The sequence below is a fragment of the Clostridium sp. JS66 genome (assembly GCF_033561535.1).
GTDB lineage: Bacteria > Bacillota > Clostridia > Clostridiales > Clostridiaceae > Clostridium_AM > Clostridium_AM carboxidivorans.
In genome coordinates this window covers 4130757-4155821 of the sequence record NZ_CP131467.1, presented here as the reverse complement: position 1 = coordinate 4155821, position 25065 = coordinate 4130757, and the positions used below count along the sequence as shown (strand labels likewise).

Annotated in this window: 24 protein-coding genes, 1 pseudogene and 4 riboswitches; of the genes and pseudogenes, 22 read left to right on the top strand and 3 right to left on the bottom strand. The window is 29.5% G+C overall.

Annotated elements, in window-relative coordinates; genetic code table 11:
• Positions 1 to 5 precede the first annotated feature (5 nt).
• From brxL to Q6H37_RS19395, 6 genes are all read left to right on the top strand, one after another.
• On the top strand, positions 6 to 2009 hold the full coding sequence (gene brxL / locus Q6H37_RS19420) for a protease Lon-related BREX system protein BrxL (protein WP_318735465.1): 2004 nt from the start codon (positions 6 to 8) through the stop codon (positions 2007 to 2009).
• Between the two features lie 373 nt (positions 2010 to 2382).
• Positions 2383 to 4434, top strand: a complete 2052-nt coding sequence (locus tag Q6H37_RS19415) for an McrB family protein (RefSeq protein ID WP_318735462.1) — start codon at positions 2383 to 2385, stop codon at positions 4432 to 4434.
• Positions 4427 to 5713, top strand: a complete 1287-nt coding sequence (locus tag Q6H37_RS19410; protein WP_318735459.1) for a 5-methylcytosine restriction system specificity protein McrC — start codon at positions 4427 to 4429, stop codon at positions 5711 to 5713. Before Q6H37_RS19415 ends, Q6H37_RS19410 begins: the two co-directional genes overlap by 8 nt.
• 33 nt (positions 5714 to 5746) lie before the next feature.
• Positions 5747 to 5968, top strand: a complete 222-nt coding sequence (locus tag Q6H37_RS19405) for a type II toxin-antitoxin system Phd/YefM family antitoxin (protein ID WP_318735456.1) — start codon at positions 5747 to 5749, stop codon at positions 5966 to 5968.
• A gap of 65 nt (positions 5969 to 6033) precedes the next feature.
• Complete coding sequence (locus tag Q6H37_RS19400; RefSeq protein ID WP_318735455.1) at positions 6034 to 6324, top strand: hypothetical protein; 291 nt, start codon at positions 6034 to 6036, stop codon at positions 6322 to 6324.
• 156 nt (positions 6325 to 6480) lie between these two features.
• Positions 6481 to 7907 (top strand): IS1182 family transposase gene (locus tag Q6H37_RS19395; protein WP_412523864.1). Its coding sequence is split into 2 segments (ribosomal slippage): positions 6481 to 7069 and positions 7069 to 7907, totalling 1428 coding nucleotides; the frame shifts between segments, so codons are not numbered across the junction.
• Between the two features lie 73 nt (positions 7908 to 7980).
• Here Q6H37_RS19395 and Q6H37_RS19390 read toward each other — a convergent pair.
• On the bottom strand, positions 7981 to 8907 hold the full coding sequence (locus Q6H37_RS19390) for a TraB/GumN family protein (protein ID WP_318735452.1): 927 nt from the start codon (positions 8905 to 8907) through the stop codon (positions 7981 to 7983).
• 134 nt (positions 8908 to 9041) lie between these two features.
• On the opposite strand from Q6H37_RS19390, the gene Q6H37_RS19385 reads away from it, so the two are divergent.
• From Q6H37_RS19385 to Q6H37_RS19315, 16 genes and pseudogenes are all read left to right on the top strand, one after another.
• A complete protein-coding gene (locus tag Q6H37_RS19385; protein ID WP_318735449.1) occupies positions 9042 to 9257 on the top strand; it encodes a hypothetical protein in 216 nt (71 codons plus the stop codon).
• Positions 9258 to 9842: 585 nt separating this feature from the next.
• Positions 9843 to 10187, top strand: coding sequence for a hypothetical protein (locus Q6H37_RS19380; protein ID WP_318735447.1), 345 nt, complete (start codon positions 9843 to 9845; stop codon positions 10185 to 10187).
• 104 nt (positions 10188 to 10291) lie between these two features.
• Positions 10292 to 10411, top strand: a pseudogene (locus Q6H37_RS29605) (cobalamin biosynthesis protein CbiM); the annotation flags it as partial.
• A gap of 333 nt (positions 10412 to 10744) precedes the next feature.
• A complete protein-coding gene (locus Q6H37_RS19375) occupies positions 10745 to 12337 on the top strand; it encodes an ABC transporter substrate-binding protein (protein WP_318735444.1) in 1593 nt (530 codons plus the stop codon).
• Positions 12334 to 13299: an ABC transporter permease gene (locus Q6H37_RS19370; protein WP_318735441.1), complete on the top strand. Its 966-nt coding sequence runs from the start codon at positions 12334 to 12336 to the stop codon at positions 13297 to 13299. Before Q6H37_RS19375 ends, Q6H37_RS19370 begins: the two co-directional genes overlap by 4 nt.
• Positions 13299 to 14099, top strand: coding sequence for an ABC transporter permease (locus Q6H37_RS19365; RefSeq protein WP_318735438.1), 801 nt, complete (start codon positions 13299 to 13301; stop codon positions 14097 to 14099). The genes Q6H37_RS19370 and Q6H37_RS19365 overlap by 1 nt, the downstream gene beginning before the upstream one ends.
• Positions 14100 to 14132: 33 nt before the next feature.
• Complete coding sequence (locus Q6H37_RS19360; RefSeq protein WP_318735435.1) at positions 14133 to 14666, top strand: ECF transporter S component; 534 nt, start codon at positions 14133 to 14135, stop codon at positions 14664 to 14666.
• A 78-nt stretch (positions 14667 to 14744) separates the two neighbouring features.
• Entirely contained in the window at positions 14745 to 15548 is an 804-nt protein-coding gene (locus tag Q6H37_RS19355) for an ABC transporter ATP-binding protein (protein ID WP_318735433.1), read from the top strand.
• Positions 15542 to 16345 carry a dipeptide/oligopeptide/nickel ABC transporter ATP-binding protein gene (locus Q6H37_RS19350; protein WP_318735431.1) on the top strand — a complete coding sequence of 268 codons (804 nt, stop codon included), beginning with the start codon at positions 15542 to 15544 and terminating at the stop codon, positions 16343 to 16345. The genes Q6H37_RS19355 and Q6H37_RS19350 overlap by 7 nt, the downstream gene beginning before the upstream one ends.
• A 61-nt stretch (positions 16346 to 16406) precedes the next feature.
• Positions 16407 to 16590: riboswitch (cobalamin riboswitch) on the top strand.
• Positions 16591 to 16809: 219 nt separating this feature from the next.
• Positions 16810 to 17220 carry a response regulator gene (locus Q6H37_RS19345; protein ID WP_318735428.1) on the top strand — a complete coding sequence of 137 codons (411 nt, stop codon included), beginning with the start codon at positions 16810 to 16812 and terminating at the stop codon, positions 17218 to 17220.
• A 73-nt stretch (positions 17221 to 17293) separates the two neighbouring features.
• Positions 17294 to 17473, top strand: a riboswitch (cobalamin riboswitch).
• Between the two features lie 421 nt (positions 17474 to 17894).
• Positions 17895 to 18092: riboswitch (cobalamin riboswitch) on the top strand.
• 123 nt (positions 18093 to 18215) lie between these two features.
• Entirely contained in the window at positions 18216 to 19010 is a 795-nt protein-coding gene (gene cobK, locus Q6H37_RS19340) for a precorrin-6A reductase (RefSeq protein ID WP_318735426.1), read from the top strand.
• Between the two features lie 68 nt (positions 19011 to 19078).
• Positions 19079 to 19975: a cobalt ECF transporter T component CbiQ gene (gene cbiQ, locus Q6H37_RS19335; RefSeq protein WP_318735423.1), complete on the top strand. Its 897-nt coding sequence runs from the start codon at positions 19079 to 19081 to the stop codon at positions 19973 to 19975.
• A gap of 12 nt (positions 19976 to 19987) precedes the next feature.
• Positions 19988 to 20842 carry an energy-coupling factor ABC transporter ATP-binding protein gene (locus tag Q6H37_RS19330; RefSeq protein ID WP_318735420.1) on the top strand — a complete coding sequence of 285 codons (855 nt, stop codon included), beginning with the start codon at positions 19988 to 19990 and terminating at the stop codon, positions 20840 to 20842.
• A 39-nt stretch (positions 20843 to 20881) separates the two neighbouring features.
• Positions 20882 to 21634 (top strand): energy-coupling factor ABC transporter permease, encoded by a 753-nt coding sequence (locus Q6H37_RS19325; protein ID WP_318735418.1) that lies wholly within the window; start codon positions 20882 to 20884, stop codon positions 21632 to 21634.
• On the top strand, positions 21634 to 21984 hold the full coding sequence (locus Q6H37_RS19320; RefSeq protein ID WP_318735416.1) for a cobalt transport protein CbiN: 351 nt from the start codon (positions 21634 to 21636) through the stop codon (positions 21982 to 21984). The genes Q6H37_RS19325 and Q6H37_RS19320 overlap by 1 nt, the downstream gene beginning before the upstream one ends.
• A 217-nt stretch (positions 21985 to 22201) precedes the next feature.
• Positions 22202 to 23269, top strand: coding sequence for a DMT family transporter (locus Q6H37_RS19315; protein ID WP_318735413.1), 1068 nt, complete (start codon positions 22202 to 22204; stop codon positions 23267 to 23269).
• 156 nt (positions 23270 to 23425) lie between these two features.
• Positions 23426 to 23514, bottom strand: a riboswitch (cyclic di-GMP riboswitch).
• Here the strand turns inward: Q6H37_RS19315 and Q6H37_RS19310 are convergent.
• Together Q6H37_RS19310 and Q6H37_RS19305 are read right to left on the bottom strand one after the other, a co-directional pair.
• Positions 23515 to 24372, bottom strand: a complete 858-nt coding sequence (locus tag Q6H37_RS19310; protein WP_412523873.1) for a diguanylate cyclase — start codon at positions 24370 to 24372, stop codon at positions 23515 to 23517.
• Positions 24369 to 24719, bottom strand: coding sequence for a hypothetical protein (locus Q6H37_RS19305; RefSeq protein WP_318735406.1), 351 nt, complete (start codon positions 24717 to 24719; stop codon positions 24369 to 24371). Before Q6H37_RS19305 ends, Q6H37_RS19310 begins: the two co-directional genes overlap by 4 nt.
• Positions 24720 to 25065 lie beyond the last annotated feature (346 nt).

Here is a 25065-nt window from a genome sequence, read left to right as displayed (position 1 = left end):
TGTATATGAGTTTGCAAGATAAAGTACAAAGTGTATTTAAATACAAAGTAGTGAAAAAGGGCATAGTAAATAGCTTGAAAAGTAGTATAAAACTTCCGGTGTATGTGCTTGAATACCTTATATCTCAATATTCTGATCAAGGCTTAACTAATGAAGAAGTAGTGAATAAGGTGAAAGGTGTTTTGAATAAACATTATATTTTACCTGAAGATAAAAATAAAATAAAGGATGCAATAAAAACTGAAGGTAGCATTGTAATAATTGATAAATTACTTATTGATGTTGATCTTAAAAAAGATATGTATATCGGCATGCTTAATACTGCAGGAATAAAGGACATTTTAGTTGATGATGAGTGGATTAGAAAATATAAGGGTCTTTTAGAGGGGGGCATGTGGGGACTTATTAGACTTGAAAAAAATGAAGATAGTTCCAAATATCCTGTTATAGTTGGTAAATTTAGTCCTATGCAGATTTCTACTGATGAAGTAGAAGAATATATTGAAAAAAGAAAAGAATTTACACGTGATGAATGGATTGATTTTTTAATAAATAGCATAGGATTAAATCCGGATAAATTTGATCTAAGACAAAAGCTTTTAATGCTACTTCGTCTTATTCCCCATTGTGAAACTAATTATAATATGATTGAGCTTGGTCCTCGTGAAACAGGTAAATCATATACATACAACGAATTATCACCATATAGTTTGCTTGTGGCTGGAGGTAAAGCCACGGTACCAGTTTTATTTTATAATTTAACAAAAAAAGAAGTTGGGTTAGTTGGAATTTGGGATGTTGTAGCATTTGATGAAGTTGCAAATGTTAAATTTGATGACCCACAGGGCCCTGCGATGTTACAAACGTATATGGAATCTGGAAACTTTGCAAGGGATAAAATGCGTATAGAAGGTAAAGCATCAATGGTTTTTGTAGGTAATATTGACAATCCACTGCAAGTATGGGAACAGGGTGGAAACTTATTTGCAACACTTGCTGATGAATTACAGACTCCTGCTATTATAGATAGATTTCATTATTATTTACCTGGTTGGGAAATGCCAAAGATGAAAACAGAATATTATTCAATTGATTTTGGATTTATTTCTGATTTTTTCTCTAAGATTCTCCATGATTTTAGAAAAAGGTCATATTCTGATGCAATAGATAAATATTTTACTTTAGATAAAAGTTTAAGCTCCAGAGATACAAAGGCTATAAGAAAAACAGTATCAGGATTGCTGAAACTTCTACATCCTGATTTAGATGTGACTGCCGATGAATTGAAAGAATACTTAGAATTTGCTATGGAAGGTAGAATGAGAGTAAAAGAGCAACTAAAACGTAGAGGTGGATTAGAATTTTTTGGTGCTACATTTAAGTATTTGTCAAAAGAAGACCAAACTACTAAACAAGTATTTTTAAAAGAAATGGCAAGTGGCATAGGTAGTATGGTGTCTCAGCTTGATATTGGTGAAATTTATACTGTGATAACAAGGGATGATAGAATGTTTCCATTGAAAATAGAAACCAATTCTATTAGGGGAAATGGTTCATATGAAATCACAGGCAGACCATCATTGGAAACAAAAGAAACAATAAAAAATATTTATAACTATATTAAATCCAATGCTAATAATATGGGAGTTACAAATAAGTTAGCAGAACATATATATATAACACAATTAATTGATGAGAATTCTTCTGGTGGTAATCAGGAAATAGGGGCAGCTTTTTATTTAAGTATGATTTCTATATTTATAAATAGGCCAATTAAATCCAAAACAGTCATTCTTGGTAGTATGACTGTAAATGGAAATTTGATAAAGACGTCTAACCTATATGAAAAATTAGAATTTATTGTAGAGCAGGGAGCGAAAATAGTATATATTCCTATATCAAATCAACCTGATACAATTACTATGCCAAGTGATATCTGGAGTAAGCTGTCTATTTTATTCTATGGAAGTGCAGAGGATCTATCTAAGAAGGTATTTGAATTAGAGTAATTGTAAATAAATTAGTATTTCAATTTCCATAGGGGTTAGAGTTGCCAACTAGGAAACGTACATACTTGAATACTAGTAAGCTCAGGAAAGCCTTCGCAAACACCCCAGAGGTGTAAATTTTGGAAGTTAAGTCGCAAAACAATTTGTGTTCACAAACTGTTTACGTATTCGGAGTAGGGTATTAATGTGAATAGCCAAGTTACTAATGGCAAGTAAGTAGTTGATTATTTGGAGAAAAAACTATTAGTTTTCAGTTTGAATTCTAATAGTTTTTATTTTATTACCATTTTCTATAGGATATTTGAGAAAATTGTAGAATTATATTTAACATAAGATGACATGACTTAAACTTATATTATTGGAGGGAGTTACAATGGATATAAACTTTTTGATATCTACTTTTGAGCAGGAATACATAGAAGAAGATTTTGATAAAAAAGAAGAACTTAGAAAACAGTTTGTAAGTGAATTCCCATTAGAAAATATTAAGGATATGGATTTGGAACAGTTTGCATTAGGAAAAAGGCAGGGTAGTTTAAGTTGGTGGTTAGAGTATAAGACTACTGAGCTAGGAAGTATTAAAGGTGGTTCTGCTCATAAACATAAAATATTTTTTAGTGTAAAGGAAAATAAATGGATATATCCTAAGGACTTTGGAAATGAAACAGAAGCTTGGTTAAAGCTTAGAAAAGAATTATATGAATTCCTAAAAAAATTTGAAACTACAGGATATTACAATATTGATGAAGATAATATTATTTACTCCATGAATATGGTTAGAGGAAAGCTTTTATATATGTATTATTCTGATAAGGTACTGCCTATATATAGTACTGCTCATCTACAAAAAATATTAGAGTATTTTGGATATGAAAGAAATGATATTAAAGATTGGGATAGTGTAAGGGCAAATATAGAACTTAAGAAGGTGCAGGAAAGCCATAAGATTTTTAAGAATTGGAGTCCTTTTAAGTTTATGAGATTTGCCTATAATACAATTATACATGATTCAAAGATATACAAAATAGCTCCAGGTGAAGATGCTAAGTATTGGAAAGATTGCGTTGAAAATAATTACATATGCATTGGATGGGATGATATAGGCGATATGAGAAATTATGCAGATTATAATGAATTTAAACATAAGTTTGCTGAGATATATGATTATGATAAAAGCAAAACTACGCAGAAATCTAATGAAATGTGGTCATTTTTTTCGCTGAATGCTGGTGATATAATTGTTGCTAATAAAGGAACTAATACGATTATGGGTATAGGTGAAGTAAGTGACAAGGGATATGAATATGATGTAAGTAGAGATGAATTTAAGCATATAGTATATGTCAATTGGAAAAAGGATTTTGATCCAAAGCAGATAGAGCCTCAGAACTACTGGGCTTTTAGAACAGTACTTAACATTACAGAAAAATTATATAAGAATATAATTGGAGAAGAAACAAAGCCTACAGATACGGGAAATGTTGTAAGTACTCCTCCAGTAGTGATTGATGATGTATTTACAGAAGAAGAGGAGATGTTCTATATTCAAATTGATAAGAACCTTAATAGAAAAGGAAATATAATATTATACGGGCCTCCTGGAACAGGAAAAACCTATTTAAGCAGCAGATATTTAAAATGGAAATTTAAAAGTTCAAGTAATGGAGTCATTAAAGAGTTTTGTACTTTCCACCCTTCTTTTAACTATGAAGATTTTATTGAGGGGTATAAACCTTCTAGCAATGGAAAAGGTGATATTTCTTTCACACTTAAGGATGGTATATTCAAAGAAATATGTAACAAAGCAAAGGCTGATAAAAATAGTAACTACTATTTGATTATAGATGAGATTAATAGAGGAAACGTTGAGAAAATCTTTGGTGAAATGATTACCCTTATTGAAAAGGATAAAAGAGGTATGAGTTTAACTCTTTCGCAGAGTCAGGAAACTTTTTATGTACCGGAAAATGTTTATATTATTGGTACTATGAATACTACAGATAAAAGTATAAAAATGCTTGATGCAGCACTTAGAAGAAGATTTGCATTTATTGAGTGTATGCCTAATTATGAAATTATAAATAAGCCTATTGATAACTTAGGATTATCTCCAAAGGAAATACTTATGAAGATTAATCTTAAATTGCGCGAAATTGAAGATAGAGAAAAACAAATAGGTCATTCATATTTTATGAAAAATGGAAAACAAATTGATACCTTGAGTGAGTTAAAAGAGGTGTATATATACGATATAATACCTTTAATATCAGAGTATTGTTTTAATGATTATAGTAAAATGAGTGAAATAATTGGAGAAAAGTTTATAGATGAAGATAGTGAAGAGTTAAAATATGAACTTATAAATGGTAATGAAGATTATTTTGCTGCTGAGATTTTAAATAATTTTGGTGAGAAAAATGATTGATTTGATTGAATATGGCCAAGAGGTACTTATTGATAAAGAAAGCTACAATGAGGATGATAGAATATTTTTAAGTAATCTTCAGTATGAAGACATAAAAAAAGGTGAGTGCAGATATTACATTAGAGAAAATGAAAGAGGAATTTATATTAAGCCATTAAATTATGTTGGGACAATTCAATTAAGCAAGAAAAGAATAAATATATTTCCTAGATTTGATCATGATTTCAGAAGCCTTTTAAATATGATTCTTTTTGCAAAGGATATAAAGTACAAGGATTTTAAACAAAATATTAGGGTAACTAAAGCAAATAATGACCTTTATGAAGTTATAATAAGCTTATTGTTAGAGGAAGTTTTGAATATTTTAAAGGGCAGCTTATTTAGGGAGTATGTAAACTTCAATGAGAATCTAAAGGTTGTTAGAGGAAGAATAGATTTTGCTAATTATTTGAAAAAGAATTTTCTTAGGGGAGATAGTATTTACTGCAAATATGATGAACTTAATCCAAATGTTATAGAAAATCAGATAATATTAAAGGCCCTTAGTATAGCAGCACATATAACTGATGATTTAGATAAAAAGAAGATTATTAAAAAGTATTTAGGAATTTTTAAAGAACTCTGTGATGAATTAAAAGGAAGAAAGGTTCCTAAGATTAACTATAATAGACTCAATTCACAATATAAGGAAGCCCATTATTATTGCAAACTTCTAATAGAGTGTATTGGAACGGAAAATTTATATAGGGTTGGAGAACATAATAATAGATATTCTTTGCTTATAGATATGAATGAATTATTTGAGATGTTCGTTACTAAACTTTTTGCTAAATACTTAAAATCTGATTATGATATTATACCTCAATGGGAGATATCTAATGCCATATTAAATGCTAAGGATAAATGCTACAGGAGGATAAAGCCTGATATTGTTTTAGTAAATAAGAAAAATAAAGATGACTATATAATTATTGATACAAAAAATAAGGCTTATGGAAATAAGAAAGTATATAACGAAGATATTTATCAGCTGTCCTTTTATGGCATGTATTTTTATAATATGTATAATCGTAAGGCAAATATTTATATTATATATCCCAAGTATGAAAATGTCCTAGAAAAATATGATAAGATTTTTATTAATACCATTGATGAATCTCTAGACAGGCCATTTATTGCTGTGAGGTCAATTGATATAAATGAATACCTTAAACTCATTGAAAAAGATGCATCAGTAAAAGCAGATTTAAAAGATAAGCTTCAAGGGATGATATCCTAGAGAGAGTTACTTAAGACGTATGATAATATTTTCATGGCAGTTATCGCAAATAAAGAATCCATAAAAATAACAAGTGAAAAGGGAAATGCAATTTTAGTTTCAGAAAGTGACTGGAACTCAATTCAAGAAACGATGTATCTTTTGTCTATACCAAATATGAAAGAGAGTATTTTAAAAAGTGAAAAAGAATTATTAGAAGAATGTAAGAGCTTAGAGAAAATTGGATGGAATTTGGATAACATAAAAGCTTTGTGACATAAATGGGTCCACAAATGGTGGTATAATGAAATTGTTAAGTTTATATTGAAAGGAAGACAAAAATGGATATAACTAATATGCCACCAGATACAGTGCTAACAGAAGAAATGTTTGACCCACAACAAGGTGAAAGATTCATGGCTATAGAGCATCATAAAAGCAAATTTAATGAGATAATAAGAAAAAGTACAAAAGATCAACTTGAAGCATATAGAGTATATCGTAGAATTAAACATAGGGATAAAATTTTAGTTAGGGCAATGGTTACTTACTCTGATCTACCAAAACAATTTGGATATGATGTAGAATTTATATTGGATTATGAAATAATTGAAATTTTAGAAGGTAAATAAATTACCTTCAGGCTGTTGATAAACATATTTTGTCAGCAGCTCTTTTAATTTTTTGCCCGATAGGGATTTTTTTGATTCAAAAAGGATTTTCTGTATAAATGTCGAATATATAATATAGATAAAATTAACCCGATAGGGTTTTTACGGAGGTAATATATGCTTACAAATAATTCAGAAAAACAAAATGAATTAGAATTAGTTTATATAGAAAATTTAGTTCCCAAAAACCATATCCTTAGAAAAATAGATAAATATATTGATTTTTCTTTTATAAGAGAACTAATAAAAGATTTATATTGTCACAATAATGGTAGGCCATCAGTAGATCCAGTAGTCTTATTTAAAATGCTTTTTATTGGATATCTATTTGGTATACGTTCAGAACGTCAGCTTGTTAAAGATATTGAAGTTAATGTAGCTTATAGATGGTTTTTGGGATATAATCTTACAGATAAAATTCCAAGTCATTCAACTATAAGTCAAAATAGAATAGCAAGATTTAAAGATACCAATATATATCAAAAGATATTTGATAATATTGTACTTCAAGCTATAAATAAAAAATTAGTAGATGGTAAAATTTTATACACAGATTCAACTCACTTAAAAGCTAACGCTAATAAAAATAAGTTTACTAAAGAAATAATTACTCAGTCAACTAAAGGATATCTTGAACAACTGGAAAAAGATATTGATAAAGATAGAATAGAACATGGAAAAAAACCTTTAAAAAAAAAGAAAAAATAGCTGAAACTAAAGAAATAAAAGTAAGCACTACAGATCCTGAAAGTGGATACATGGTTAGAGAAGGTAAACCGAAAGGTTTCTTCTATTTGGATCATAGAACAGTAGATGGCAAATACAATATAATAACTGATGTCTACGTAACTCCAGGAAATATTAATGATGTAGATCCTTATATTGATAGATTAAAAACACAAATAGAAAAGTTTAATTTTCACACAAAATATGTAGTTGCTGATGCTGGTTATTCAACTAATCCAATTTGTAAAAAACTTTCTGAGAAAAGTTATAAGGCCGTTTTAGGCTTTAGACTAGGACCGCACGTTAAAGGCAAATTTACAAAATATAGATTTCAGTATGTTAAAGATTTAGATGGTTATGTTTGTGAAAATAAGTACCTATTAAAATATAAAACAACCAATAGACAAGGCTATAAAGAATATGTTAGTAATTCAGATAATTGTACAAACTGTAAATATAGAGATAAATGTTTAACTTCAGATAAAGCAAGCTTTAGAACTATTAGACGCCATGTTTGGGAGGACTATAAAGAAGAAGTTTTTAAGTTTACCAAGACAGAAAAAGGAAAAAGTATATATAATAGACGAAAAGAAAAAATTGAGCGTAGCTTTGCAGATTCAAAAAATCTTCATGGTCTACGCTATGCTCGTTTGCGTGGAATCAAAAAAGTTTCTGAACAATGCCTACTTACGGCAGCAGTTCAGAATATGAAAAAGATAGCCAGAGTGCTATCGCACATTTTTTTGATTTTACGAAACAACTATTTACAAATATTTGAAGATGTTGATATTTTCTATAAATACTACCGCATAAATTAGAATCGATAATTTTACCCAGCACTTTTAAAAGTGCTGGGTTCTTGAACAATCTGAGAGTAGGTTTAGCCTACTCTTATTTTAACCTAGAGATTTTATATCCCTTATCTTTAAATAATTTTAATAATCCACCTTTGCCGATTACATGAGAGGCTCCAACTATTACAAAGTAAACCTCTTGTGATTTTATGAGGTTTTCTATTTTATTTGCCATATTTTCATTTCTTTCAAAAAGCAGTGTATTAAGATTGTTTTTGTCTGATTCATTTAATGGTTTATATATGAATATATCATTTACAAGAGTTAAAGCATCACCTTCAAAAACCGCATTGTGCATTTGTGATAATAGCTTCATTGAAGCTTCTAAGTCTTTTAAATTCTTTATGCTGCTATTGCCTAAGGATTCTGGTGACATATTTGCAGCTGCTATTAATGCATTGACTTGAGTGCAAGGAGTTTCCAGCGAAACTACTTCTTTTTTATCATGTTTTGCTCTGTTAATAAACATGAGGTCTATTCCATAAGTAGATTTATATCCATACTTTTTCATAAGTCTTTGATGTAGTATAGAATAAAAAGTTTTAGGTGGATATTTGGAGCATTTTTCAAAATCTAAATCTAATTCTTTACATAAGTTTTTATATTTAAGGTTATTTTCATTTTGCAAGAAATCAGGTTCAAAATTTTCATTATTTATATGAATTTTCACAGTAGGGGTGTTGGCTAAACATTTAAAGTAATCTATTTTATTTTTAAATTTAGTGATGTCTAATTCTACAGCAAGCTTTGTACTATTTATATAAGCATCTTCAACCGCACTATTAAAACATACTTTTTTGTTATTTCCAAGATGTATCGAGCCACCAATATAAAAATAACGTTCTTTATTTTCTAGTTTATAAAAAATACCATCATAAACTTTTTTATTTTTTAATCTGTTAATTTTATTTAATGAAGGTCTTAATTTTAGTTTTTTTATATTGATAAATGTGTAACTAGACATAAGAACCTCTTAAAAAATTATTCACATAGTAATATATTGTACTAAATCATATATTATTCACTATTAATGAATATAGACAGATTTTAAGCATAGAATCTATAAGTAGATCAATTTAAAATTTAGGAGGTACTTTTGTGAAAATTTATGTGATGTGTGAACCATCTAAATTTAGCAAATTGCAAACAATACAAGAACTTCATAGTAAGGTTATCCTAAAAGTAGAAAATCAAAATATGCTTTATCATTTCTTTAATATATTGCTGCCTGTATTTCCCGCTGTTTTAGATAATATACCATGTGCCATTAAACGGTTTAAAGATATAACAACCATAATTATTAGATATCTTTAATAGTTAGCGAAGATTTTTTAATAAATGAAGTTTTGAGAAGATATGGAAAAAATTGGAATAACAAATCATATGGTTATTGTAAAGTAAGTTTGCAAGAATCGAATAGTTAGAAAAAAAGAAGCGTAGATACACTTAATAAATGAGCATGTACAAAAAGTGTCTGAAAGAAAAACAAGCCTTCCTTGATCGTTAAAAATCATGAGAATTTTATCCCCAATATTCACTTTTTAGGGGAAGTTTATATGATCCACAATCGTATTTTTATTCTTGTCGTCAACCAGTTCATGATTTTCAGACAGTTGCTAATTTGTCTAAATAGTATCAAAATAGAACTGATTTACAATGTTTTATCAAATTAAGAACAATATATTTTCAAATTGATACAATTGAAATATTTACTACGTAATATTAAGGATTGAAGCATTGGTATGTAAATTGCTTTATAAAATAAATGAGTACAGTTTGAAACAAATTTATACATTATACCTAAAACCCTAAAATAAAAATACTTAAGAGCAGCCCTCCTACACTTGAGTATTTTTAAATTTCAAATTGACAAAAAATATAAAGAGAAGAGGTATACTTATGATTTACAATGAAAAAAATGAATACAAATATCACCATAGTGATGAACATAGCCAAGATGAAGGTCAACACACGCATGAACATGTTCATGGTGGACATAGTCATACTCGTGAAGTATCAGCAGATTGTGATTGTAAATTAGATCTTAATAAAGAAGAAGAAACTTTAAAATTATTATTGGGACATTGGGTTGAACATAATGAGTCACATGAAGAAGGATTTAAAGAATGGGTTGAAAAAGCAAAATTAATGGGTAAATTAGAAACTGCGGAATTTATACAAAAAGCTGTAGAGGCGATGCAAAATGCAGATGATATGCTTAAAAAGGCTAAAGAAAGTATGTAAATTAAGGAGACTTTTTTTATTAATATTCCAGATAATTATTTAAGTCTATCAACTTTTGCTGTTATGGGGGCAATAATGTTACCAGTATTGACAAAAGCGGTTAAAAAAGTGAAAAAGGTGAATATATTGCAGCCTTTGTAGAAAGTTACTTAGGAATAGTTACAGCAGCATTTTGTGCTGCTCTTGAATTTGGAATACAGCCAATATTATTTAAGGATGCTTCAGTTAAGAAGGAAAAATTAAATAATAGTGATAAAATGAAAAATTCTTCATAAATACATTAAAATTATTTCCTATACAATAAAGCCTATATCTTATTTTACATGGTAATTTAAGATATAGGCTAATATTATTTTTGAGATTCCTGTAAAAATTTATTTTCAATATGAAATCAATTTGATATATTTTATCATTTTAAAACTAACTATAATTTCAAAATGATAAATATTAAAGTATATTCTATGAATATTAAGGGTTAAGGTATTGGCATAAAAAATGCTTTATAAAAGCATGTGGCAATAAAATGACAAATGTAGAAAATATGAGGGGGAACAAAAATGAAAAAAATAACTAGCATTTTAGTAAGCATGTTGTTTGTGATTACAGCAATGTTTACTGGATGTGGAAAAGAACAGGCAGCAAACAGTACTAATGAAACTAAAGGAAAGACTTTAGTTTATGGAGCAGAACTGGAGGACGAAAAGTTAAATCCAATATTGATAGATTCACATGCTTTTGCCAGTGATTTAATCTTTAGAGGACTTATGAGATTTGATGAAAATGATGTGCCCAAGCCAGAAATAGCAGAATCCTATACTATATCAGAGGATAAACTTACATATGATTTCAAAATGAAAAAGGGCATTAAATTTCATGATGATACAGAAGTTAAAGCAGAGGACGTAGTCTTTACTGTAAAAAGTATATTAGATGATAAGGTGAATTCAGAACTTAAACCAGAATTTGAAGAAGTAAAAGATATACAAGCTGTCAATGATTATGAAGTTAAAATTACATTAAATAACCCTTTTCCACCTTTATTAGATAAGATGACTGTGGGAATAGTTCCAAAACATGCTTTAGAAGGAAAAGATATAAATACAGCAGAATTCAACCAAAAACCAATAGGAGCAGGACCATATAAATTTGTAAAATGGGATAAAGGAAGCAGCTTGACAGTAGAAAGATTTAAAGATTATAAAGGCAGATCAGGTAAAACTGGCAATATAGATAAAGTTGTACTTAAATTTATACCAGATTTTAATGTTAGAGCAATGCAGTTAAAAACAGGAGAATTGGATGCAACTTTAATTGAACCTAATCAGGTTGCTAATTTAGAAAAAGAAAGTAAGATTGCTTTAAATAAGATACCTACAGCAGATTATAGAGGTATAATGTTTAACTTTAAAACAAAACCAATGTTTAAGGATGTAAATGTTAGAAAAGCTTTAAATTATGCTACAGATAAAAAAGGCATAGTAGATGGAATACTTCTTGGCTATGGAGAAGTAGCCTATTCTCCAATTCAGCTTAATAAATTTAATGATCCTGATGTAGAAAAATATGAATATAACTTAGATAAAGCTAATGAACTATTAGAGCAGGCAGGATGGAAAAAGGGGGCAGATGGTATAAGAGAGAAAGATGGTCAAAAACTTCAGTTTACATTGTTTGCAAGAAATAATGATGATACTAGAGTTAAAATTGCCAATTATGTAGCATCCCAAGGTAAAAAAGTTGGTTTTGACATAAAAGTTGATGCAAGGGATCCGAAAGCAATGCCGATAAAGGATACAGAAGCTTTTGTAGTTGGATGGGGAAGTCCCTTTGATGCAGATGATGGCACTTACCAAATGTTTCATTCAAGTCAAGCAGAACATGTAAGTGGATATAATTTTGGATATTATTCAGATCCTAAAGTAGATGAAGCTTTGGAAAAAGCAAGAACTGCCAGTGATGATAATGAAAGAAAAAAATATTATGCAGATTTTCAAAAGGAAGTGGCAGATAATCCTGCTTTTAGTATGGATGTTTATTTAACAGCAATTTATGGAGTGAATAAGAAGGTTTCTGGATACAGTACCAATAGAATATTAGGACATCATGGAGAGGGGTTCTTATGGAATACTGAGGAGTGGAAGATGCAATGATTTCAAGATTTGTAGTAAAGAGAATATTTCAAGGATTGCTCGTAATATTTTTCCTAAGTATATTAAGCTTTGCTATTATTAATGCTGCGCCGGGTGATCCGGCTACAGCTTTATATGGACCATTAGCAGATAGACTTACCACAGAAGAAAGAACAAGAATAAATAAAAATTATGGAGTTGATAGGCCAGTAACTGAAAGATATGTAAAATGGGTAAAGAGCACGTTAAAAGGAGATCTTGGAATTTCATATTTGGAAGGAAGAAAGGTTACAGATATATTAAAAGAAAGAATACCAAATACTTTAATGTTATTTTCAAATTCAATAATTTTAATATTAATTTTATCGCTTACATTGGGGTTGAAGGCAGGTTTTAATGAAGGTTCCTTTTGGGATAAATTTATAAGCTCATTAAGTGTTATATTTTATTCTATTCCTTCCTTCTGGTTAGCCCTTTTATTCATAATAGTTTTTTCAGTTCAGCTTGGTATATTTCCTTCATCAGGAATCAGAAGTGTAGATGGAGATGGTAATATAGCTGATATGGTAAAACATCTTGTAATGCCTGTTTCTGTAATGGTTATTGCACATGTTGGAGCCTATGCAAGGTTTGTTCAAGAAAAGGTTAAGGAAGAGAGCAACAGTCATTATGTAACTGCATGTAGAGCAAATGGAATGGAAGAAAGAAAGATAATGAAAGGAATTGTGAAGAATGCATTAGTACCATTTATAAATTATCTTGGTATAACCATACCTGGTTTCTTTGGGGGATCAGTTATGATTGAAACGGTTTTTTCCTGGCCGGGCTTAGGTATGATAAGTGTAAAAGCTGCTAATTCTAAAGATTATCCATTACTAATGGGAACTATCTTTATAACAGGAGTAATGGTAGTTATAAGTATAATTATAACAGACATACTAGAGCTTTCTATAAATCCTTCCTTGAGAAAGCAGGTGACATAATGAAAAATAAATCACATGTTGTATGGATAACTATACTTTTAATCGTAATTTTTGGAGCAATTTTTGCTCCTTTTATAGCTCATAATAGTCCTTATGATGTAAATTTATCAAAGGTACTTCAAGGTCCAAGTAATTCTAACATAATGGGCACTGATGCCATGGGAAGAGATATATTTTCAAGAATCCTATATGGAGGAAGAGTTTCACTTAGTGTTGGAATTTTCTCCGTAATAATATCAACTACAATAGGAATCCTATATGGAGGAATAAGCGGCTATTTTGGAGGAAGATTAGATAACTGTATGATGAGACTTTTGGATACATTTCTTGCTATACCTGCTCTAATAATAATGCTTGCACTTCAAACCATTATAAGAGGTGGTCTTGTAAGTATTATATTAGTAATAGGATGCACATCATGGCTTGCTACTGCAAGAATAGTGAGATCACAATTTGCAGAACTTAGGGATAAGAATTTTGTTAAAGCTGCTATTGTTATGGGAACACCTACTTGGAAGATATTAATCAACCATCTTCTTAAAAATAGTATGCCAGCCATTGTTGTAATAGCTACTTTAAATTGTGCTCAGTCCATATTTATGGAGGTATCTATGAGTTTTTTAGGAATAGGAGTACCTCAAGGCACACCTTCCTGGGGAAACATGCTCAATAATGCACAAAATGATATTTTATCAGGAGCTTGGTGGGTGGTTGTTTTCCCTGGTATCACCATAATAATTTCTATGTTGTGTATTAACTTTATTGGTGAGTATTTAAAAAAGAAAGTTACTTATGCATAGATAAAATAGATAGATTAGAGAGGGGTTTTATATATGAAAAGAGTTTCAAACTTACAGCAAATGATAAGAGGAGCCTTACTTATAGCTTTAGGCTTAATACTTCCTTTTTTGTTTCATGGTGTAAGAGATGCAGGTAGTATATTTTTACCAATGCATATTCCAATTTTAATTGGAGCATTTGTTTTAGAGCCTTATTATGCATTGTGTGTAGGGGTATTAATGCCACTACTTAGTCATGCCTTTACAGGAATGCCGCCATTTCCATTTGTTTATATAATGATTTTTGAACTTGCTTCTTATGGATTATTTATTTCAATATTTTATAACAAATTTAAGATGAGCATATATCCTTCCTTAATTTCAGGCATGATTTTAGGCAGATTAATAAATATATTAGGAACTTTTGTATTACTTCACATTATAATGAGCAAGCCTTTTAAATTGAGTATAGTGACAAGTGGACTTTTTATTGAAGGTTTACCTGGTATAGTGATACAAATTATTCTAATACCTATTATTGTATATGCTCTTGAAAAGTCTCTAAAGAGCAGTACATCAAGTTACTAGCTTTTTCAATGAATACTATATATGCATTGGTAAGAAAGTAGAATCTTAAAATTTAAATTTGAAATAAGAGGTGAGATTTTGGAAAATATTTTAGAAGTTAAAGAATTGAATACTGTTTTTAAAATTGAAAAAGGAATTAAAGAAGTAGTTAAAGGAATAAATTTTGAAGTGAAAAAAAGTAAAATAACTTGTATTGTAGGACAAAGTGGCAGCGGTAAAAGTATGACAGCTATGTCTATTATAAAAATGCTTCCTAAAAGTGCCTATATTTCAGGAGGAAGTATACTATTTAATGGACAAGACCTTATTAAAATGACAGATGGAGAAATAAGAGAGGTTAGAGGAAAAAAGATATTTTCTATATTTCAAAATCCTATAAATTGTTTTAATCCATCATTAACTATGGAAACACAGATTTATGATTTAATATCAAGTAATATGACTATAGATAGAAAAGAATTTGAAAGTAAAATTTGTAGTATAATGGAAAATCTTAATTTAGAAGATCCAGCTGTAATTTTGAAGCAGTATCCCTTTCAATTAAGTGGTGGTATGATTCAAAGAATGATGATTGCTGCAGCAATATTTATGGAGCCTGAAATAATAATAGCTGATGAGCCTACAACAGCGTTAGATGTAACTACACAAAAGGAAATATTAAAACAATTTAAGCTTATACAAAAAAAGTTTAATACAACAATACTTATGATAACACATGATTTTGGAGTAGTAGCAGAAATGGCTGATGAAGTAATTGTAATGAAGGATGGTTCTATAGTTGAAAAAGGCAATATATTTGAGATTTTTAATAAGCCTAAGCATTCTTATACAATTTCGTTGATAAAGGCAACTTTTGATAGAGAGGTATTGGAAGTATGTTAATAGAAGTAAATAACCTATCTAAAGTATATAAAACTAAATTATCATTGATTAAATCTCATGATGAAAGTATAAAGGCTGTAAATGATGCTTCCTTTAATGTAGATATTGGAGAAGTAGTTGGATTAGTGGGAGAGAGTGGATGTGGAAAAAGTACTCTTTCACGTTTAATAATGAGATTAGAGAAACCTACTGAAGGCTGCGTAAATTTTAGAGGCAGCGATATTTGGAGTTTTAAAGGAGAAAAAATAAAATCCTTTAGGAAAAGTTGTCAAATAATTTTTCAGGATACCATGACTTCACTTAATCCAAATATGAAGGTATTGGATTCTTTACTTGAGCCTTTAAATAATCATTGTAATATCTCTAAAAATGAAAAAATTAAAAAAATTGAAGATATAATCTCCTTTGCCAATTTAAAAAATGAAATATTAACTAAATATCCACTAGATATTAGTGGTGGGGAGAGACAGAGAATAAACATATGCAGAGCACTGCTTTTAGAACCTGAATTTTTGATATGTGATGAAATTATATCTAGCTTAGATATTTGTACTCAAGCAGCTATTTTAGATATGTTAAAAAGGTTAATAAAGGTAAATAGTATGGGGGTATTATTTATTTCGCATGATATAAGTGCAGTAAAATATCTTTGCTCCAGGATAATGGTAATGTATAAAGGGGCAATAGTAGAAAAAATAGATAATGAAGACAAAGCATATAAGATCAAAAATTCTTATACCAAAAAATTAATAGCATCTATACCTATAAATAATCCTAATAAGAGAGTGAAAGTTTAATAATAAAATTTAATTATATTATTGACATTAATGACTAATAGGTATAAATTAAGATTAAATTGAATAAGCAAAAAATATAGGTTTAATCTATTTTGATTAATTAAAAGGGAATCAGGTGAAAATCCTGAACTATCCCGTAGCTGTAATAGATGAGTTTTAGTGCATTATGCCACTTATGTATTGGGAAGGCGTGCTAAAATGATGAATCTTGAGTCAGAAGACCTACCTATGTTTTACACAAATATCTCTACGAGCGATAGGGGAAGTGTTATAATGATGTTTTTGTTGATTCTGTATGATTGAACAAGTTTTGTTGTATTATTTCCTTTTAACGTTTTCGTTAAAAGGATTTTTCATTGTAGAGAAATTTTATGTTTTAGTCATAAAAAGGTGTTTCGTTAGACATTGAACTTCTATAATTTCATGTTATTAGAAGGTAAAAGGGAAAGTGGAGGAGAACTACTATGTGTAAAATATTAATTGTTGATGATGAATACTTTGAAAGAAAAATTTCTAAAATGATTATACTAAATGGAATACATCAGGCTGATATTGTTGGAGAAGCCTGTAATGGAAAAGAAGCAATTCTAATGAATGAAAAACTGAATCCTGATATTATTCTTATGGATATAAAAATGCCAATACTAGATGGATTACGTGCAGCAGAATTAATAAAAAACAGAGATGAAAATAAAATTATCATATTTGTAAGTGCTTGTGAAGATTTTTATCTTGTACAAAAAGCCATAAGGATAGGGGCAAATGATTATCTATTGAAATCTACTAGAACTGAACAATTAGTAGAAACAATAAGAAGACATATGTATCCTAATAGAGAATATTTTATGGATAAAGTTATAGGAATAAATTATTAAGGTTGATAAAATATTTTAAATTATAAAAAGATTGACATAATTCAAAAATAGATATACAATTATTATTGTAAAATTAAATAATAAAGTATTAGGTTTATTTATTAATTAAAAGGGAAAGTGGTGAAAATCCACTGCAGCCCCCGCTACTGTATACGGAGACAAGTTCTATGTCCACTGGAGAGATATCTCTCTGGGAAGGAAGAATAAGGAAGACCCGTGAGTCAGGAGACCTACCTATTGCTTTTGTCATAGTCTTTCGGAGGGAGAGAAAATGCATAAATAGTGTCATTTTAATACCGTTGTATTTTGAGTTTAACTTAAAATTAGCAGTATTAGATGCAGCAGAATATGTATTTTATAATTGTTTATTAGAGACTTCGAAAGGAGCCTCTTTTATTATATAGTGTTAATTTAAATATATTTAATCCCTTTATAAAACTTACTTTACACTTACTTTTTAGTAAGTGTACCTTTTTTTATAACATATAGAACTTGGATTTATGAAAGTTCGTATGACATATTGACTAATATAGTAAAAATTTCTTGGATTTTGTATAAAATATTGACAAAAATATATTTAATAGATATTATATAAACATGTAATATGGTAATTTTTATATGAAGATTTAGTGTGATAAAGATTAAATTTTGATAGAATTTGTATATTTTTGAACAATATAATAGTTTAAATAGGTGTCGATTGTAATCAAGAAGTGTTACAAATCGGTGAAAAGGGAAGATGGGTGAAAATCCCACGCGGTCCCGCCGCTGTAAAAGAGGAGTCCCTCTGAGAATGCCACTGAATAATCGGGAAGGCAAGAGGTGATGATGATGCTTGAGCCAGAATACCTGCCTGTTTTAATACCTGTTACTCTACGAGAGATAGAGGAGGTTTAATACAGTGTGCCTATTTTTAGTATTAACTCATTGTCTTTTGAGAGACAATGAGTTTTTTTTATATATATGATTTATTTTTAATATTTTTGGAGGTAATTATGTCAGACGTATTAGTTATTGCAGGAACAATGGATGCTAAGCAAATAATAAACAAGCTTTATAAAATTGGTGAAAAGGTTACCGTAATGGTCACCACTAAGTTAGGCAGTGAGTTGATTGATCATGATGATAGTATTGATATTTATCAGGGAAAGATCAATAAGTTTAGCGTCATTGATATGATAGATAAAGTACAGCCAAAGTGTATAATTGACGCTTCTAATCCTTTTTCAGTAGACATATCTAGAAATGTAATAAGTGCTTGTAAACTGACTGAAATACCATATATTAGGTTTCTAAGAGAAAAGGTAGTATATGAGGATTATGACGTTGTAAAGGTAAAAAATTATAAAGAAGCATATGAACGCATCCTGGAATATGAAGGTAATATCGTACTAACGGTAGGAAGTAAAAAAATTGAAACCTTCACTAAGATTCCTGACTATCGAAACAGAGTATACCTTAGAGTGCTTCCAGATTGGATGGTGTTAAAAAAATGTGAAGAACTGGGATTCAATTCAAGAAATATAATAGCAATGAAAGGACCATTCAGTGAAAAGTTAAATGAGGAGATATTTAAGTATTGCAATGCTTCTGTTTTAGTGACAAAAGATAGTGGTAATACCGGGGGCGTTATAGAAAAAATAAGTGCAGCTAGAAAATTAGGAATTAAAATAATTATGATTGAGAGATCTGATGAAAATTATGAAAATAAAACGACTTCAATTGAAGAAATAATTGATTTCGTAAAGAAAATAAGTATCAAAGCCAAAAGTATTCCAAATATAATATAGAAACTTAAAAAATAGGAATTTTAAAAACCATTATTTTGACATGGATAAAAATTGAAAGAAGGTGCGATATGGAAACAATTATTATTTTATGCATTATGTTTTTGATAGCTTTGTTTTTCTTTAAAATTGGAAATAATGATGATCATAATCATGAAAATAAAAACCACAATCATAGAATTGGTCATAAACACGGTGAAGGATTTTCTATTGACTTTTATTCTTATAGTTCAAAAATAAGACATTGGAATCCTACCTTTAAAGTAGCACTTTCTGTTTTGATATTAATTCTTTGCATTGTACTTAACAATCCATATGTATCCATTATGGTGATTATTGCAATGACCTATGTGACAGTTGTAAAAGGGAAACTTCCATTACATGAATATTTGTCAATAATGACAATTCCCGTAGCATTTATTTTATTGGGTACTTTTACTATTGCCATTGATTTTTCAAGGCAGCCCTTAGGACAATATAATCTGTATCTTGGTTTTGCCTATGTATTCACTTCTAATTTAAAACTTAAGGAAGCTGTATTTTTGATATTAAAGGTTTTTGCAGCTATTAGTGCACTGCAGATGATGACATTATCAACTCCATCCTCTGAAATTATCTATGTACTTCGCAAAGCACATGTGCCAAAGCTTATTATAGAACTTATGAATATGATTTATAGATATATTTTTATTTTAATGGATGTATATAGTAAGATGAAAAACTCTGCAGAGTCTCGTGAGGGATACTGTGATTTTAAAACCTCCTGTTATACATTTGGAAGTATTGCAAGTAATATGCTGGTTACTTCACTGAAAAAGGCAAATTCATATTATGATGCTATGGAGGCCAGATGCTATGATGGGGAACTAATATTTTATGAGGAAGATAAAAAGGTGGAAACAATACATATTGTTTCAGCAGCAGCATTCATAATTTTTTTAATTGTAATATGGAGTTTTACGAGATAAGGGGGAGCTATTATGGAAAAAACAATATTAAAGGTTGAAGATTTGCATTATGTTTATGGAAGTGGAAAAGTTGCATTGAAGAGTGTAAGTGTGGATATTCATGAAGGTGAAAAAATTGCTGTTATTGGCTCCAATGGATCTGGAAAATCTACATTTTTCTTGAATATTAATGGCGTATTTACACCAGAACGTGGAAAAGTCATTTATCGGAATACAGTGGTTAATAAGAAGAATTTAAAGGAGCTTAGAAAGAACATTGGAATTGTATTTCAGGATGCAGATAACCAAATTATTGCATCTACGGTTATGGCAGAAGTTGGATTTGGACCTATGAATTTAAAACTTCCAAAGGAAGAAGTAAAAAAGAGAGTTGATGAAGCTCTCACATATATGAATATTTCTGACTTCAAGGATCGACCTCCTCATTATTTGAGCGGCGGCGAGAAGAAAAGAGTTACTATTGCAGATATTATTGCTATGAAATCAGAAATCGTTATTTTCGACGAACCTACAGCAGCACTAGACCCTTTAAATGCCATGATGTTAGAAGAAGTTTTAGACAAGCTTGCTTTTGAAGGTAAGACAATGCTTATTTCAACTCATGATGTAGATTTCACCTACAGATGGGCGGAAAGAGTTCTTGTATTCTGCCATGGAAAAATTATAGCAGATGGAACACCACTAGAAATTTTCAAAAACAAGGAAGTTTTAAAACAGGCAAATTTAAAGCAGCCAACTATGCTGGAGGTTTATGAATCCCTTGTAGAAAATCATTTTATAAAAGATACAAAGTTTTATCCTAAAAATACTGAAGAATTTAATAAAATGCTTGAAAAACAGATGTCTTTTCTAGGTGCTTTGGCTTAGATTAAATATAAATTAACTTAACATAAGGAGGAAAATAAAATGAACAAAAAAGAAAAGAAGCTCTTAACTATTATTACAGTCTTTGCATTGACCTTTGGAGTAGTTCCAGTGGCAAATGCAATGCACATTATGGAAGGTTATCTTCCACCAAAATTTTGTATTGCATGGGGGGCCATTTGTGTTCCATTCTTAGTATTGGGTTACTTATCAATTAAAAAGACATTATCTGAAAACCGTAAATCTATGACCATTCTTGCTATGACAGGTGCATTTATTTTTGTACTTTCATCTTTAAAAATTCCGTCAGTAACAGGAAGCTGTTCTCACATGACGGGTACAGGACTTGCTGCAATTTTATTTGGACCATCTGCAGTAAGTATACTAGGTATCATTTGCTTGGTTTTTCAAGCAATTTTACTTGCTCATGGTGGACTTACAACTCTTGGTGCTAACACTTTTTCTATGGCTATTGCAGGTCCCTTAGTTTCTTATGGAATCTATAAATTATGTCAGAATATGAAAGTTAATAAAAATGTAGGTATTTTTATAGCAGCATCAATTGGTGACTTATTTACTTATTGTGTAACTAGTATTCAGCTTGCACTTGCATATCCTTCTCAAAGTGGTGGAGTTATGGCATCTGCAGCTAAATTTCTTGCAGTATTTGCACCAACACAGCTTCCACTTGCAGTTATCGAAGGCATTCTTACTGTTGTAATTGTTATGGGTCTTGAAACATATGCAAAATCCGAACTAACAGTTATTGGATTTTTAAAGAGAGGTGAAAATTAATGGCAAAGACAAAAAAGAAGGTTATCACTTTATTGGTTATTGCTGCATTGATTGCTCTTATACCATTATTTACATTGAGAGGAGCTGAATTTGGAGGATCAGATGATGCAGGAAGTAAAGTAGTTTCGCAAATTACAGGTAAAGAGTATCATCCTTGGTTTACACCTGTTATGGAAACTTGGATTGGTGGAGAATTACCAGGTGAAATTGAAAGCTTATTATTTTGTGTACAAACAGGTATTGGTGTCGGTATCATAGCATTTTTTATGGGAAGATTAGTAGAAAGAAAAAAAATAGAAAACGAGAAGCTTAAAAGTGAAAAACGAACTACAGAATCAGTAATTAGCTAGAAATTTGTACAAGGCTATTTAAAAAAGCTTATTCCATAAAGATTAAATAAAGCAATTTGAAGAAAACTTAACGAAAAGTTATGTTATCCTCAAATTGTTTTAATTTTATGAGAAAAATTATATAGTGATATTTTTAATGATTGTGTTAATGAATTCATAATTATTGTTATAATTGAATTAATATCATAATTTTAACTATATATGAGAGGAGAGTATAATGAATAAATCAAAAGCTTATCCAATTATGATGGCATTAGTATCCGCAATTTTATTTGGAGCCAGTGCACCTATAACCAAGATGCTTTTAGGTAAAATTGATCCTATTCCTCTTGCTGCATTTTTATATTTTGGTAGTGGAGTTGGCTTGTTAATATTCCAGATTGTAACTTCACTTGTTAAAAAACAAGCCTTAGACGAAGCACCTTTGAAAAAAAAGGATTTTCCCTGGCTTTTAGGTGCAAGTATTGCAGGAGGAATTATAGCACCTATTATTTTGCTAAACTGTCTTAAAGTAACTCCGGCCTCAACTGCTTCACTGTTGTTAAATTTTGAAGGGGTGGCAACTACCATAATTGCAGTAGTATTTTTTAAAGAAAGTGCAGGAAAACAAATTTTAAGTGCTGTAATATTAATTACTATGGCAAGTATTATTTTGTCCTGGGATTTTAAAAATCAATGGGGATTTTCTATAGGTTCTTTTGGAATTATATTGGCTTGTTTTTGCTGGGGAATAGATAATAATTTTACAAGAAATATTTCTGCAAAAAATCCTTTTTCCATTGTAACAATAAAAGGAATTATATCAGGTTCTTTTTCATTCATTCTAGCTATGATACTTGGTAATCAAATACCAAGTTTAACAATTTCAATATCTGCTATGATTATAGGATTTTTTTGCTATGGTTTAAGTATAGTATTATTTGTATTTGCTATGAGGGATTTAGGAAGTACAAGAACAAGTGCATTATATGGAACAGCGCCATTTATTGGAGTTATTTTATCTTTTATTTTATTAAAAGACACTCCAAGTGTTATGTTTTTTATATCACTTCCCATTATGATTATAGGAACAGTTCTTTTATTAAAGGAAGAACATTATCACACTCATATTCATAGAGCCATACAGCATGAACATAGGCATAATCATAGTGATGGTCATCATAATCATGAACATACGCCTGATCAGGTTATCATAAATGGATATCATTCACATATGCATACACACAAGGCTATAGAACATACACATCCACATTCACCGGATATTCATCATAGACATGAGCATTAATTTTGAAAATAAAAAATGATGATAAAGTTGGATATAATTGAAAAGAAGATGTAATCATATACTTTAATTTTGAAAGTTTATCATATGATAGACATTAAATTTCATAGAAGTGGCAGGCACTGTAGATATTGCCTGCCATGAGTGATTTTTTAATTCATTGGCAACCTGACTGTCATAGCAGTTAAAATTGCTTTAGACTCATGGCTTTGCGTCCCCACCTTTCAATGGGTTTGCCTTTTTCAATTTTATGCAAGCATAGTTGTATTTTCAACGATAATTGAGGTGTTAACCTTCTTTTTTGCCTTTGTAGATGCTAAGCTTGCTATATTTATTAGTTTATTTATAATGCTTAGAGTGTCACCTGTTTTGCTATTATGATTTTTATATCCTGTAATACCTATTGATGCTGAAACAGGAATATTGTTAGGAAATTTATATGAATTTATAGCATTTATCAATTTTTCTGCAAATAGCTTACATTTGTCTATGCAAAAAGGTGTTAATATTGCAAATTCATCTCCTGCATATCTGCACAAATAACTATCTTTGGTAACATTTTCTCTTAATATTTTTGCTACATTTTTTAATACTAAATCTCCATTTATATGGCCATATTTTTTATCAATGGTTCCGAAATTGTTTAAATCAATAAAAATTAAAGATAGTTCATTTCCGTTATTTATTAATTTGTATGTATTATAAAATATATAGTCACTTTTATAAAGTCCAGTAAGTAAATCAATATGTTTTGCCAGCTCTATATTCAAAATTGTTCTTGTTAAGAAACCTTTAAGATCATTATTTTCTTTTACAAATATTATACATAGATCTTTATTGGAATCAAATATTTCTTTGACTTTCCAGGTAGGTGTTGAACAATCTATACATCTATATTTATCTGTCATAGCATCAGCAATTATTCTATTAGGGTGTGCAGCAACTAATTCTTTTTGTGTAACTACACCAACCAACTTTTCATCATCATAGGCAGCAAAACAATTAATGTTTTTTTCATAAAAAGCATTTTGCACTCTTCTGACTCCAGTTAAAATATTAACTTTCATAAAATTTTTATCTAGTATATTTAAAGCCTTTTGTATCATAACTCAATGGATTTGCTAACATGAATAGTTATGTTAATTTGTGATCTTATAATCATAGATTCGTTAGCAACTTTTCCTCCTTCTTCCATTATTATTGAAATCAGTTTATCCTTTGGTATCATACTTAGCAAAAACTTTCTTATTACAATTGCTTCAATTTGTGGATGATCAATTCTAACTATTTCATATTGTTCTGGAGAAAGTATATCTACCATTCTTTTAGCAGCTTCTGGTCCAATAGGTGCTCTTTTGCCTACTATTAATATATCTTGCATTGGAGGCATTTCAAATTCTGAAAAGTGCATACTTATTTCTGCTCTTCTTTTTTCTTCTAATCTGGTTTCCATTATTTCATCTCCTCTCTATAGCTTATATTTTATCATATTTTGTCTAATTTTTCTATTAAAGGTAGCTTTATGTTTGAGTCAAGTTAAAGTAGTAAATTTCATTTTTATAGGAAGTAATTACTACTATTTTTGCATAATAAAATTATATTCTGAGATATGAAATATTGCAATTTGAATATTCTGAAAATGATATTGCAATCGTATTTATAATATGCTAACATTGTATTATAAAAAAAAATATAATAAAAATTTTTATTATAATTTTTTTTATAGTAATAAATATAACTAATTTAAATTGTTATATTTGTTATAAATTCAGAAAAATATTTTTGATTTTAGGAGGTAA